The organism is Bradyrhizobium sp. IAR9 (assembly GCF_013408065.1).
In the GTDB taxonomy this organism is placed as follows: Bacteria; Pseudomonadota; Alphaproteobacteria; order Rhizobiales; family Xanthobacteraceae; genus Bradyrhizobium.
On record NZ_JACBZW010000015.1, the window covers coordinates 86157 to 99722 of the forward strand.

General features: G+C 65.8%; 10 protein-coding genes. 9 read left to right on the forward strand and 1 reads right to left on the reverse strand.

Annotated elements, in window-relative coordinates; all coding sequences use genetic code 11:
- The first annotated feature begins 56 nt into the window (after positions 1 to 56).
- The 5 genes from GGD67_RS31505 (at position 57) to GGD67_RS31525 (ending at position 7256) form a co-directional block, all read left to right on the forward strand.
- Positions 57 to 1289, forward strand: coding sequence for a rhodanese-like domain-containing protein (locus GGD67_RS31505; RefSeq protein WP_179738272.1), 1233 nt, complete (start codon positions 57 to 59; stop codon positions 1287 to 1289).
- Between the two features lie 263 nt (positions 1290 to 1552).
- Complete coding sequence (gene serA / locus GGD67_RS31510; RefSeq protein WP_179738274.1) at positions 1553 to 2797, forward strand: phosphoglycerate dehydrogenase; 1245 nt, start codon at positions 1553 to 1555, stop codon at positions 2795 to 2797.
- Positions 2798 to 3020: 223 nt separating this feature from the next.
- Positions 3021 to 4040: a patatin-like phospholipase family protein gene (locus GGD67_RS31515; protein WP_026202509.1), complete on the forward strand. Its 1020-nt coding sequence runs from the start codon at positions 3021 to 3023 to the stop codon at positions 4038 to 4040.
- A gap of 3 nt (positions 4041 to 4043) precedes the next feature.
- A complete protein-coding gene (locus tag GGD67_RS31520) occupies positions 4044 to 5498 on the forward strand; it encodes a GntP family permease (protein WP_179738276.1) in 1455 nt (484 codons plus the stop codon).
- Positions 5499 to 5594: 96 nt separating this feature from the next.
- Entirely contained in the window at positions 5595 to 7256 is a 1662-nt protein-coding gene (locus GGD67_RS31525) for a tannase/feruloyl esterase family alpha/beta hydrolase (RefSeq protein WP_179738278.1), read from the forward strand.
- A 31-nt stretch (positions 7257 to 7287) separates the two neighbouring features.
- On the opposite strand, the gene GGD67_RS31530 is transcribed toward GGD67_RS31525, so the two are convergent.
- Positions 7288 to 8667, reverse strand: a complete 1380-nt coding sequence (locus GGD67_RS31530; RefSeq protein WP_312009983.1) for an ATP-binding protein — start codon at positions 8665 to 8667, stop codon at positions 7288 to 7290.
- Positions 8668 to 8777: 110 nt separating this feature from the next.
- Here GGD67_RS31530 and GGD67_RS31535 point away from each other — a divergent pair, with 110 nt between their 5' ends.
- The 4 genes from GGD67_RS31535 (at position 8778) to GGD67_RS31550 (ending at position 13295) form a co-directional block, all read left to right on the forward strand.
- On the forward strand, positions 8778 to 9242 hold the full coding sequence (locus GGD67_RS31535; RefSeq protein ID WP_179738280.1) for a MarR family winged helix-turn-helix transcriptional regulator: 465 nt from the start codon (positions 8778 to 8780) through the stop codon (positions 9240 to 9242).
- Between the two features lie 12 nt (positions 9243 to 9254).
- Positions 9255 to 10025, forward strand: coding sequence for an enoyl-CoA hydratase (locus GGD67_RS31540; protein WP_179738282.1), 771 nt, complete (start codon positions 9255 to 9257; stop codon positions 10023 to 10025).
- 120 nt (positions 10026 to 10145) lie between these two features.
- The gene (locus tag GGD67_RS31545; RefSeq protein ID WP_179738284.1) at positions 10146 to 12227 is read left to right on the forward strand and encodes a methyl-accepting chemotaxis protein; all 2082 of its coding nucleotides are present in this window, start codon (positions 10146 to 10148) and stop codon (positions 12225 to 12227) included.
- 129 nt (positions 12228 to 12356) lie between these two features.
- Positions 12357 to 13295 (forward strand): dihydrodipicolinate synthase family protein, encoded by a 939-nt coding sequence (locus GGD67_RS31550; protein ID WP_179738286.1) that lies wholly within the window; start codon positions 12357 to 12359, stop codon positions 13293 to 13295.
- The last annotated feature ends 271 nt before the right edge of the window (positions 13296 to 13566 follow it).

Consider the following 13566-nt stretch of genomic DNA (forward strand, 5'->3'; position numbering starts at 1 on the left):
GCCAACGCGCTTCTAATCGGTCAAAAGCTCATGGTCCTCTTCTCAAGGTCCGTGCCATGAAGCTTCCGACCGTCACCCCCGCCGATATCCGCCGCGCACTGCTGCTGCGCGAAGAAATCGCGCTGCTCGATCTCCGATACGAGGCAGGTTTTGCGACCGGACATCCGCTGTTCGCAGCCAACATGGCCGTGGATCGGATCGCGATCGAGGCCGAGGTGCGGCTGCCGCGCAAGGACGTGGCGATCGTGCTTTACGATGACGGCGAGGGGCTGGTCGCGGCCGGCGCCGAACGTCTCGCCGCGCTCGGCTACACCCGTATCAGCGCGCTCGATGGCGGCCTGAAGGCCTGGCGCGAGGCGGGCTATCAGGTCTTCGAGGACGTCAATTCCTATTCGAAAGCGTTCGGCGAACTGGTCGAGTCGCGCAAGCACACGCCCTCGTTCAGCGCCGACGAGGTGGCAAAACTCATCGCGGACAAGGCCAACATCGCCATCCTCGACGTCCGCCGTTTCGACGAATATGCCACCATGAACATTCCGGGCTCGATCAGCGTGCCCGGCGCGGAGTTGGTGCTGCGGGCGGGGCAGGCCGCGCTCGACCCTGAAACCACCATCATCGTCAATTGCGCGGGCCGCACCCGCTCGATCATCGGCACGCAGTCGCTGATCAATGCCGGCGTGCCCAACAAGGTGCGGGCGCTGCGCAACGGCACCATCGGCTGGACGCTGGCGCGGCACACGCTCGATCACGGTGCGGACAGGCGCGGCGCGATCGGCTCGTTCGAGAGCGGCCCGGCCAATGCGCGCGACGTCGCTTATCGCGCCGGTGTTCGCCATATCGGCGCAAGCGAGATGGCCGCGCTCGTCGCGCAGACCGATCGCACGCTCTATCGCTTCGACGTGCGCGACGCCGAGGAATATGCGGCCGGCCATCTCGCGGGCTTCCGCCATTATCCCGGCGGCCAGCTGGTCCAGGAGACCGACATGGCCGCGCCCGTGCGCGGCGCGCGCATTCTGCTGACCGACGACAGGGGTGTCCGTGCCGACATGACGGCGTCGTGGCTGGCGCAGATGGGCTGGGAGGTCTATGTGCTGGAAGGGGGCTATGACGCCGCGCTCGAGATCGGCCCGCCGCGCATGCTGCCCAAGCCCGATCCGGCCCATCGTTACCGCAGGCCCTATGAAGGCACCGGCGTCGCGCAGGCTGCGATGCAGGCCTATCTCGATTGGGAATATGGGCTGGTCGAGCAACTCCGCTGTGACGGCACGCACGGGTTTTATGTGATTTGACCTTGAACGGGTGGATTATCCGTTCCCCTGAGGTGCGCTTCTTAGCGGCCCTCGAAGGGGCGACGGCCCAACTCTCTCCGCGCGGCTGCATCGGGGCCCCAGCGGTGCATTCGCACCGCAGGGCTCATGCCTCAGGATGACGGAGTGGCTGATGCGAGCATGATGGGCCATCCGCCATTTTCTCCCCGTATCCACCCCCTATTGTGCCGCGCACCGTCCGCGGTCTATGAGCTGCGACAAAGCTCATCATCTATGGAGACACCATGTCAGCCCCAGGCCAAAGCCCTGAGCGGAGCGCGAAGGCGCTGCTGCTCGAAGGCGTCAATGACAGCGCTGTCGACCTTTTCAAGGGCGCGGGCTTCACCAATGTCGAGCGGCTGACCAAGGCGCTGGACGGCGAGGATCTGCGGCGCGCGCTCAAGGGCGTATCGCTGCTCGGCATCCGCTCGCGTACCCAGATCACCGATGACGTGCTCGCGGCCGCCGATCAGCTTCTCGCGGTCGGCTGCTTCAGCGTCGGCACCAACCAGGTCGATCTCATGGCGGCGCGCAAGCGCGGCATTCCCGTCTTCAACGCGCCGTTCTCCAACACGCGCAGCGTCGCCGAGCTCGTGATCGGCGAGATCGTGATGCTGCTGCGGCGGATTTTTCCGCGCTCGGTGTCGGCCCATGACGGCGGCTGGGACAAGTCCGCGACCGGCAGCCGCGAGGTGCGCGGCCGCACGCTCGGCATCGTCGGCTACGGCAATATCGGCTCGCAGCTGTCGACGCTCGCCGAAGCCATCGGCATGCGCGTGATCTATTTTGATCGCACCGACAAGCTCCGCCACGGCAACACCGAGCCGGTCGAGAGGCTCGAAGAGCTGCTGGCGCAGAGCGACGTCGTCAGCCTGCACGTGCCGGAGACGCCGGAGACCGCGGGCATGATCGGCGAGAAGGAGCTGCGGGCGATGAAGCCTGGCTCGTTCCTGATCAACAACAGCCGCGGCACCGTGGTCGATCTCGACGCGCTCGCGCGCTCTTTGCGCGACGGCCATCTTGCCGGCGCGGCCGTCGACGTGTTTCCGGTCGAGCCGTCGTCGAATTCCGATCGCTTCAAGAGCCCCATTCAGGGCCTCGAGAACGTCATCCTCACCCCGCATATCGGCGGCTCGACCGAGGAGGCGCAGGAGCGCATCGGCGGCGAGGTCGCGCGCAAGCTGGTCGACTATTTCATCACGGGCTCGACCATGGGCGCGGTGAATTTCCCGGAAGTGCAGCTGCATTTGCGCCCTTCCGGCGCGCGCTTCAGCCATGTCCATCGCAACGTCCCCGGCATGCTACGGCGGCTCAACGAGGTCTTCCTCCAGCGCGACATCAACATCGCCGCGCAATACCTGGAGACATCAGGCGATCTTGGTTACGTCGTGCTCGATGCCGATCTCGCGGGGCAGGATTCCGCGGCGCTGCTCCAGCAGATCCGCGCCCTCGACGGCACGGTCGGCGCGCGGCTGGTGTTCGAGCACTAAAGCGTGATCCGGAGAAGCGCGCAGCGGTTTTCCGAAAAGATCATGCTTAAACAACGACCTAAAGCGCGATGACGATTCATCCTCATCGCATCGCGCTCTAGACGGCGCGGGGCCCACGTTCCGGTTGCATTTCTTCGCCAAGGCTCTCTACACTACGCCATCGACTTCGACGCGCACGTGACAAATCGCGTCGGATTTGAGCTTCAGTTGCGTGAGTGCCGCGATGGAACCGGACACCGTACTGATTGATCTCGCGCTTCAAGGCGGCGGTTCGCATGGCGCCTTCACCTGGGGCGTGCTCGATCGCCTGCTGGAAGAGAAGCGGCTTACGATCGCCGCGATCTCCGGGACGTCCGCGGGCGCGATGAACGCAGCGGTGCTGGCGGATGGGTGGACGGCCGGTGGCGCCGAGGGTGCGCGTGACGCGCTCGAACGATACTGGCGCCGCGTTTCGAAGGCGGCGGCCTTCAGCCCGCTCCAGCGCTCGCCGCTCGACCGGCTGATGGGGCGCTGGACGCTCGATACCTCGCCGGCCTACATCCTGACCGACCTGATGTCGCGGGTGCTCTCTCCCTACGACCTCAATCCGACCGGCTACAATCCGCTGCATGCGGTGCTGGCTGAGAGCATCGATTTCGAGCGCCTCGCGCGCTCGCCGATCAAGCTGTTCATCACTGCGACGCGGGTGCGTACCGGGCGAGGACGCATCTTCCGCAACGCGGAGATCACGGCTGACGTGTTGCTCGCGTCGGCCTGCCTGCCAACCATGTTCCGCGCGATCGAGATCGACGGCGAACCGTATTGGGATGGCGGCTATGCCGGCAACCCGACCATCACACCGCTCATTCGCGAAAGCGACGCGCACGACACCATCCTGGTGCAGATCAATCCGACTGAAAAGCCGGAAGAGCCGCGGACGGCTGCGGAGATACTCAATCGGCTGAACGAGATTTCGTTCAACTCGCCGCTGATGAAGGAGTTGCGTATGATCGCGTTGCTGCGTCAGGCGGCCGACCCGGGAAGCGGCGAGGGCGCGCGCTGGGCGAAGATGCGGACCCACCGCGTCAAGAGCGACATGCTGGCGAAGTTCGGCGCCTCGTCCAAGCTCAACGCCGAATGGGAGTTCGTCTCGATGCTGCACGGCGAAGGACGTCGGGCGGCCGAAACGTTCCTCGACGAGCACGGCCCGGATATCGGTCGGCGCTCGACCGCCGATCTTGACATCCTGCTGTCGGAGTGCTGAGAGGTGGGGCTTCTCGGCATTCTCGTCGGGCTTGGCCTTCTCGTCCTATTTGCCTTTCGCGGCTGGAGCGTTCTTCTGCTGGCGCCGTTCTCCGCGCTCGTCGCGGCGCTGTTCGGCGGCGAGCCGCTGCTTGCGAACCTGACGCAGATCTTCATGGTGAATGCTGCTGCATTCCTGGCGCAGTTCTTCCCGATCTTTCTGCTTGGCGCCGTATTCGGGAAACTGATGGACGACAGCGGGGCGGTCACCTCGGTTGCCGCCTTCATGGCGAGACGTCTCGGCCAGCGCCGCGTGATCCTGGCGGTCGTGCTCGCCGGTGCGATGGTCACCTATGGCGGCGTCAGCCTGTTCGTTGCGTTCTTCGTGATCGTCCCCATGGCCCGCTCGCTGTTTCGTGCCGCCGCGATTCCGCGGCGATTGATTCCGGCCGCGATCGTGCTGGGCACATCCACCTTCACGATGTCGGCCTTGCCGGGCACGCCATCGATCCAGAACGCGATCCCGATGCCGTTCTTCGGCACGACGCCTTTTGCCGCGCCCGGACTCGGCATCATCGCCTCCCTGATCATGGTTGGAGCGGGATTGTGGTGGTTGCGCCGCGCCGAAGCCGCGGCTCGACGAGCGGGGGAAGGCTATGGCGAGGACATGGAGGGTGCGGCCGAACGTGCCGTCGACGACGAACTGGTCCGCGAATACGCGACCACCGCACGGGAATTCGATCCCGCCGAGATCCGGCATGGACGGCGCGGTGAAATGTCTGCTCCGGTGGTGAGTGCCATCCTGCCGTTGGCCGTCGTCGTGGCTGTCAATCTCGTGATGTCGCTGCTGGTGTTGCCGCGGCTCGATGTCTCGTATCTGAGCGAGCAGCGCTTCGGCGGCACATCGTTGGCGGCGGTCGCTGGTGTGTGGTCGGTCAGCACCGCGCTGGGTGCCGCCATCGTCACGACCATCTTGCTCAATTGGGCCCGGCTTCCCTCTCTGCGGCAGACCATGGACGCCGGTGCCAATGCATCGGTTCTGCCGGCGCTCAGCGTCGCCAGCCTCGTCGGATTCGGCGCGGTCATCGCGGCGCTACCGGCTTTCGAAACGGTGCGCGACTGGGTGCTTGCGATCGAAGGTGGCCCGTTGGTCTCGCTCGCGGTTGCGACCAATATTCTGGCCGCGCTGACCGGCTCGGCATCCGGCGGCTTGACGATCGCGCTCGACGCGCTTGGCCAGACCTATGTCGAGATCGCCGCGCGCAACGGCATCGACCTTGCGCTGATGCATCGCGTCGCGGTGATCGGTTCGGGGACGCTGGACATCCTGCCGCACAACGGTGCGGTGGTCAGCCTGCTCGCGATCTGCGGCCTGACCCATCGCGACAGCTATCTCGACATTGTGATGGTGGGCATCGTGACGTCGCTATTGGCGCTGGTGGCCGTGATCGCCTTGGGGAGCGCACTCGGATCATTCTGATGGGCGGCTCGGCGTGAGCGATTGACGGGAGGACGAAGGTTGCATTCAATGCGGCAAGCCGTCGACGCAACAAATCGAGAAAGCCGGGTGGAAACGATGACGCGAAAGAGAGCGAAGCTGTGTGCGTTGCTTGTAGGCTCGATGGCGACACTGGGAACGGGCACGGCGCCGGCGGCAACGCTGGCGGAAGACGCCGATGTGGTCTGCAAGGGTCTCGTCGGCGGGGCCGATGCCGTGAAGATCGACTCCGCAACCTTGCAGGCGCCCTCGCCGATCGCCGTTGCCGAACGCGGACCGACGCCGTCAGGGCGCGTCACGCCGGCCAATCCGGCCTTCTGCAAGGTGCTCGGTCATATCGACCCTGTCGATCCCAAGGCGCCGCCGATCAGATTCCAGGTCAACCTTCCCGTCGAATGGAACGGCCGCTCGCTGCAATATGGCGGCGGTGGTTTCAACGGTGTGCTGATCACCGGCCTTGCGCTGCCGCCGGCCTATCCCTTCGACAAGCCGTCGCCGCTGGCGCGCGGCTTCGTCACCTATGGCACCGACTCGGGTCACGAGACCAAGCAAGGCGAGCCGCCACAGGTTTTTGCGCTCAACGACGAAGCCTTCGAGAATTTTGCTCACCGCGCCTACAAGAAGGTGCGCGATGTGGCCGTTGGGCTGATGGAGCGCGCCTACGGCAAGAAGCCGGACAAGATGTATTTCATGGGTTCGTCCGAGGGCGGCCGTGAAGGCCTGACCATGGCGCAGCGTTACCCTGACGATTTCGACGGCATCTTCGCACGCGTGCCCGTGATCAACTGGGTCGGCCTGCAGCACGCCGGCACGCGTTCGGGTCTCGTCACCATGGGCGCGGGCTGGATCAATCCGGCGCAGGTGAAGCTCGTCGGCGATGCCGTGCGGGCGGCTTGCGACAAGGCCGATGGCTCCGACGATGCGCTGGTGCAGGATCCCGTCGCCTGCAAGGCGGCCTTCAAGGTCGAGACGCTGCGCTGTGAGGCCGGAAAGAGCGGCGATCAGTGCCTGACCGATGCACAGATCAAGGCGATCGATACCTTGCACGGGACCTACAAATTCCCGTTCGCGCTCGCCAACGGTCTCGACGATTATCCCGGCTGGGGCGTGTCGGGCGAGGATACGCCGGCGATCGGCCCGACCGGCGGCTGGGTGGCGTGGTGGCTCGGCACCGCGCCGCCGGCGCAGCCGCCTGCGCCCAACAACGGCATCGCCTGGATCTACGGCGCCGGCGGCATCCAATATGTCTTCGCGCGCGATCCCAAGCTCGATGTCACCACCTACAAGGTTGAGGAGCACAAGGCGCGGCTGCTCGAGGTTTCGAAGCTGATGGATTCGACCGATCCCGATCTCAGCCGCTTCCGCGCCCGCGGCGGCCGTCTGATCATGCTCGAGCACATGGCCGACTACGCGCAGAGCCCCTATGCCGGCATCCGTTATTTCGAGAGCGTCGAGCGCAAGCTCGGCAAGACCGAGACGGCGGAGTTCGCGCGGCTCTACACCGCACCCGGCGTTGACCACGTCGGCTCCGGTGCGCCGGCCAATGTCGACATGCTGAGCGTGCTGGTCGACTGGGTCGAGAAAGGCAAGGCGCCCGGCGATCTCGAAGTCAGCGAGCCGAAGATCGAGGCGCCCTCATTCGCGACGCTGCGCGCGCTGCCGCTGTGCCGCTGGCCGGCCTGGCCGCACTACAAAGCGGGACCGGTAACGGAGGCGGCAAGCTTCACCTGCGCGCCGTAAGGCGGCACAGGCCGGATGGATGACCGCGAAGTCACTCCGCTGCCATCGCCTGCGCCCCGCCGAGCAGACGCGCATTGAGCCGGCCGCCAGAGAACAGCATGTCGTCGAGGGCTTCGTCGATATCGGACGAGACGATCGACTTGCCGCCGTCGCGCGCCAAGCTGGCTTGCGCCAGCCGCCGCATCAGTTCCTTGATGAAGGCGCAACTCGTCCCCTCGCTGCGGCGGGCAGCCTCGATGACGATCGCGTCGTCGAGCGGCAATCCCTTGCCATAGAGGCGCACCAGCTTGCTGCGGCCATTTTCATCCGGGAGCGGCACTTCGATGGCCTGGTCGACGCGACCGGGGCGACCGGCCAGGGCAGCTTCCAGGTCCTGTGGCCGATTGGTGGTGAGAACGAAAAGGATGTCGGCATCCGGCTTCAATCCAACCATCTCGTTGAGCAGCCTGTTGAGCATGGTTTCTTCGCACAGCCCCATGTTGCGGCGGTCACGCGCGATCAGGTCGACGTCCTCGATCACCACCATCGCGGGCTGCAGCAGCCGTGCCAGGCCCATATAGGCGCTGAGAAGGCCGATCTGCCCGGCCGTGATGATCAGGGTCGTATGTCCAGGCAGATGCGTTGCGAGATAGCGGATCGTATGGGTCTTGCCTGTGCCGGGCGGTCCGTAAAGCAGGATGCCTTTGCGCGTCGATTGTCCGAGCCGCCGCAGTTGCTCGCGCGTCCCAACGAAATTCAGCACGTTGCGTTCGAGCAGCCGCAGAGTCCGCTCCGGCAGGATCACCTCGTCGCGTCGAACGGTCGGTAGCCGGTGCACATTGATGCCGCGGGATTGGCCGCGGTAGTCGGAAGATTCCTCGAGCGACAGGATCTTGCCGCGATAGGTGCGCGCGGCCTGCACGGCGTCTTCGAGCGCGCCGAAGCAATGCTGCACCACGGCCGCCCCCGTGCTTCCAGCGGACACCATGATTTCGATCCGGATGCCGGGCTCGCGACGGGGGTCGCGGTCGGCGCAGAGCAGGACGGCATGGCGCAAGCCGTCGTGCTCGCAGAGCCACAAGCCGTTGTCTAGGCACCGCGACGGACTGCTCTCGCCGACATCGACGTCGGAATATTGCAGCGGGGCGATCGCCACGGCGCTCCGATCGTCGCGGAGCAGGCGCGCAAACGACAGCGTTTCGTAGTGTTCCTCGGCAAGTCCGAACAAGTCGACGTGCGCTGCCAGCAGCTTGTCGAGGGCGGCTTGGACGTCCACTCGCATGTGGCCGGGAAACTGCCGGGTGGTCGTGACGAGCTTGCTGAGCGGAACGCCATGGAAGTACGCGTCCAGAACCCCGAACGCATAGGCGAGTTCGCCTTCCGTTTCGTGTTCTTGGACTTGCTCTTCCGCTTGCTCCAGCTTCTGCGCCACGGCTCACCTTTCTGTTGCAACTAGAACGAGTTTGGAACAAATAAGGAACATGAACGCGCCAGAACGTCAAGCGCTTTGACAAAGAGACCGACAGGCGCTATTTGCTTCGCATGCGAAATAAAACGCCAGACGCGCGGCATCATCGGCTGATCTACCTGCTGAGCGTCGCGCAGCGCCGCTTGCAGCGCTGGATGGCGGCGCGGCCGGAGAACGAGGTGACGCCGGCGCAGGCGGGATTGCTGTTCATCCTCGGCAAGCAGGATGGCGTGCTGATGGGCGAGGCGGGCGCGGCGCTCGACATGGGGCCGGCCGGCATTTCCGGCCTCGTCGACCGCACGGAGGCGGCGAAATTGATCGAGCGACGGGCCGATCGCGAGGACGGGCGCGCCTGGCGCATCTTTCTGACGCCGAAGGGGCGCACCGCCCTGGCGCAGGCAAAAGCCGGGGCGGCCGAGGTCAACGCCGCCCTGACGGATGGATTCACGGCGGCCGAGATCGACATCGTCGCGCGCTGGCTGGCCAGCATTCAAAACAAGTTTCCAAGATCTTCAGAAACACGACATTCAGACGAATAAAAGGAGAGAGCGATGACCGAGCACGTCCGGATCGAGAACAATGGCGGAATTCTCACCCTCACGCTGGCGCGTCCCGACAAGAAGAACGCGCTGACCGATGCGATGTACGGCAAGCTTGCCGACAGCATCGAATCCGCCGAGTTCGATCCGTCGGCCCGCGTAATCCTGATCCGTGGCGAGGGCGACATGTTTACCGCCGGCAACGACGTCGGCGAATTCGCCGCGGTCGCGGCCGGCAAGTCCGAAGGCAGCCGCAACGTCGTGCGCTTCATCCAGTCGCTGGCGCGCTCCACCCGGCCGCTGGTCGCCGCCGTGCAGGGCCGCGCCGTCGGCGTCGGCACCACGATGCTGCTGCATTGCGATCTCGTCGTGCTCGCCGACAACGCGCAATTGTCGACGCCTTTCGTCAGCCTCGCATTGGTGCCGGAGGCCGCATCGAGCCTACTGATGCCGGCGCGTATCGGCCATGCCCGCGCCTACGAGATGTTCGCGCTGGGCGAGACCGTACCGGCGAAGGCCGCGCTGGAATGGGGCCTCGCCAACCGCGTGGTGCCGCTCGACAAGCTCGATGCCGACGCGCTCGCGCTGGCGCAGCGTCTTGCCCGCCAGCCGGCCGGCGCGCTCACGGCGACCAAGAAGCTGATGCGCAACGGCGAAGCACTGGTCGCGCAGATGCAGGCCGAAGGCGAGCAGTTCGCGCAGCGCCTGCGCACCGCCGAGGCGCGCGAGGCGTTTACGGCTTTTGCCGAGCGCCGTCCGCCGGATTTCACCAAGGTCGCGTGAGGGACGCGGCCCGCCAGGAGGCGCGGCGGGCACAACCGCAGGTACTTGATTAAAGTCTTAACCAAACCTTGGCATGTCGCGATGCAAGGTGGCCGCTCGTGAAGAGTAGGCCCCCGACCCATGGCAATGTTTAAGAAATCGGTAAGCTCGCTTCTCCTGACGCTGATGGCCCTCCTTGCTGCCGGCGCGCTGGCCTCGACGGCGTTCCAGATGGCCGGGGCTTTTGGCCGCTACAGCGAGAGTCTCGAGACCGAGCGGCTTGCCGCGGCCGATAAGGCGATCTTCCAGGGCGTGCTGTCGCTGCGGACCAATCGCGGCGATGCCCAGAGTGCGCTGCTCGGCGAGGACGATCCGCGCGCCAAGCTCGAAGCGGCGGAGAAGGCCGAGCAGGCCGGCTATGAGGCCGTCGGCGCTGCGCTCTCGACCGTCGACTTCGCCCGCCGCGACGAGCTCGCCGGCACGCTGAAGCAGCGCTGGAGCGAGACCGCGCCGCAATTCCAGCTGTTCTACGACGAGGCCAAGCGTCCGCGCGCCGAGCGCAAGCTTGAGCGAACCAACTCCTGGTACGATTCCGTCACCAAGGTCATCGACACCGCGAACCTCGCCTCCACGGCGGTGTCGAACCGCGCCTGGATGAACGATCCCTATATCGCACGCATGATCCAGGTCCGCCGCTTCGCCTGGCAGGTGCGCGACCGCTATGGCATCCATTGTTCGTCACTGCGCTCGAACGTCAACAGCAGCAAGCCGCTCGACGACGCCCAGAAGCGGTCGGTGGCGCAATGGGACGGCACCATCACCTCCGCATGGGCCGGCATGGCCGAGCTGCTGGCTGTGCCCCGTGTGTCGGCGGAGCTGGTCACGGCAGCGACGGACGCGAAGGCCAAGACCGATGGTGTCCTCAAGCAGATCAACGAGCTCACCAAAAATTTTGACGGCAGCGGCAAGCCGGCGCTCCCTGCGGCAGAATGGAATACGCTCTGCCAGTCACCGTTCGCGCTCATTGTCGGCGTCGCGACCAAGGCGCTGGATCAGTCGATCGCGCGTGCCGAGGCCATTCAGGCCAAGGCTCTCACCAACCTCATGGTACAGTCGCTCGCCTTCCTGCTCGCGCTTGCCGTGACCCTGACCGGTGTGTTCGTGGTGCGCAATCGTCTGATGCGCCCGGTGCGCGCCATTCTCGACGCCATCGCCCGCATCAGCGCGCGCGACTATGCGACGCCGGTGCCGCAATCCCGGCATCCCGACGAATTCGGCACCATGGCCGCGGCGCTCGAAAGCCTGCGCGAGAGCGCGGCGACCGCCGAGCGCCTGGGCCGGGAGCGTGAATCGCAGCAGGCCTTGCAGTTGGCCCGCTCCGGTACCGTCGACGAGGCCTGCCGCAGTTTTGATGACACCGTGCAGGCGGTGATCCACAGCGTTGTGGCCTCGACGCGGGAGCTCGATGCCACCGCAACCGGCGTGCGCTCGCTGGTGTCGGAATCGAGCAGCCAGACCGCGGCGGTCTCTTCCGCCGCCGAGCAGGCCACCAACAATCTGGAGACCATCGCGGCCGCGACCGAGGAACTCTCCGCATCGGTCGGCGAGATCTCCGCGCAGGTGCAGTCGAGCGCCCGCGAGGCTCGCGAAGCCGTGTCGCAGGCCGAGCAGACCAACGCGACGGTCGAGATCCTCGACCAGACCGCAAGCCGCATCGGCGAAGTCGTCAAGATGATCAACGCCATCGCCGGCCAGACCAACCTTCTGGCCTTGAACGCCACCATCGAAGCCGCGCGCGCCGGCGAAGCGGGCCGGGGCTTTGCCGTGGTCGCGGGCGAGGTCAAGAACCTCGCCGCACAGACGGCGACGGCGACGGAAGAGATCTCGCGTCAGGTCGAGGAGATCCAGGGCGCCACTAGCCAGGCCGTGACCGCGATCCGCGCCATCGGCGGCGCCATCAGCGGCATCGACGAGAAGATGACGGCGATTGCCGCCGCCGTCGAGCAGCAGCGCGCGGCCACCACCGAGATCTCGCGCAATTTCCAGCAGGCCGCGCAGGGCACGCGCGAAGTCACCGACACCATCGGCAGCGTCGCCAGGCTCAACCAGGAGACCGGCAACGCCGGCACGGTGTTGTCGGAATCCGTCAAGAAGATGTCAGCCGACGCCGACCGCCTCCGCGTCGCGGTCGAGGGCTTTTTGGGCGCGGTCAAGACCGCGTAGTTTCGCCTCATTCTTCCAACCTGACGTCGTGGGTTCGGCATTGCCGCCGGTCCGCGCGGCGGCTACATCTGTGCCGCCGCATCAACTATGCGGCGCCAGACGTAAGACAGATCAGGGATGGAGAGTTCGATGCCGGTCACCCCACACAAGGCCCAGCGCCCGTATCGCGGCGTGTTCCCGGTCGCGCCCACCATCTTCGACGAGCGTGGTGAACTCGACCTCGAGGGACAGCGCCGCTGCATCGATTTCATGATCGATGCCGGCTCGAACGGCCTCTGCATCCTCGCCAATTTCTCCGAGCAGTTCGTGCTCACCGATGCCGAGCGCGAGACCGTGATGCATGCGGTGCTGGAGCATGTCGCGGGCCGGGTTCCCGTGATCGTCACCACCACGCATTTCAGCTCGGCCGTCTGCGCCGCGCGCAGCCAGCAAGCCGAAGCCGTCGGCGCCGCCATGGTGATGGTGATGCCGCCCTATCATGGCGCGACCTTCCGGGTCCCTGAGAAGGGCATCGTCGAATTCTTCAAGGTGCTCTCGGGCGCCATCACCATTCCGATCATGATCCAGGATGCGCCGGTCGCGGGCACGCCGCTGTCGGTCGACCTGCTGGCGCGGCTGGCGCGCGACTTCGCCAACATCCGTTATTTCAAGATCGAGGTGCCGGGCGCGGCCTCAAAGCTCCGCAGCCTGATCGAGGCGGGCGGCAAGGACATCGAGGGACCCTGGGACGGCGAGGAGGCGATCACGCTGCTCGCCGATCTCGATGCCGGTGCCACCGGTGCGATGACCGGCGGCGGCTATCCCGACGGTATCCGCCAGATCATCGATCCCTATTTCGCCGGCAAGCGCGAGGAAGCGAAGGCCGCCTATGAGCGCTGGTTGCCGCTGATCAATTACGAGAACCGTCAATGCGGCCTGATCGCCTGCAAGGCGATGATGCAGGCCGGCGGCGTGATCAAGTCGGACGCGGTGCGCCATCCGCTCCAGCCGCTGCATCCGGCCACGCGCGCGGGCCTGCTGGAACTCGCCAAGGAACGCGACGCGCTGGCGCTGCGGTGGGGGAAGTAACGGGCCAAACGCGTCGCTGTCGTAGGGCGCGGAGCGCCGTGCCCACCATCTTTACCGACGGCGACAGGTGGTGGGCACGCTCCGCTTTGCCCACCCTACGAAGTGAATATTTCAGCTGTCGTCCCGGGCTTTGCCGAAACGACCCCGAAGGGGAGTTGCGCGCTCGCCTCATCTCATCGGCCCCTTTCGCCTGAAGGCGTCGAATTTGCGCGATTCGAGCCGTTTCCCGCGGCCCGGCGATGAAGTAATATACGTCGCCAACCAGGCCCCG

Bases quoted from the DNA above. Each gene is read 5' to 3' on its own strand.
- GGD67_RS31540 (WP_179738282.1), top strand. From the start codon at position 9,255: ATGACCGAGCACGTCCGGATCGAGAACAATGGCGGAATTCTCACCCTC.
- GGD67_RS31550 (WP_179738286.1), top strand. From the start codon at position 12,357: ATGCCGGTCACCCCACACAAGGCCCAGCGCCCGTATCGCGGCGTGTTC.
- serA (WP_179738274.1), top strand. From the start codon at position 1,553: ATGTCAGCCCCAGGCCAAAGCCCTGAGCGGAGCGCGAAGGCGCTGCTG.
- GGD67_RS31505 (WP_179738272.1), top strand. From the start codon at position 57: ATGAAGCTTCCGACCGTCACCCCCGCCGATATCCGCCGCGCACTGCTG.
- GGD67_RS31515 (WP_026202509.1), top strand. From the start codon at position 3,021: ATGGAACCGGACACCGTACTGATTGATCTCGCGCTTCAAGGCGGCGGT.
- GGD67_RS31535 (WP_179738280.1), top strand. From the start codon at position 8,778: ATGCGAAATAAAACGCCAGACGCGCGGCATCATCGGCTGATCTACCTG.
- GGD67_RS31525 (WP_179738278.1), top strand. From the start codon at position 5,595: ATGACGCGAAAGAGAGCGAAGCTGTGTGCGTTGCTTGTAGGCTCGATG.
- GGD67_RS31545 (WP_179738284.1), top strand. From the start codon at position 10,146: ATGGCAATGTTTAAGAAATCGGTAAGCTCGCTTCTCCTGACGCTGATG.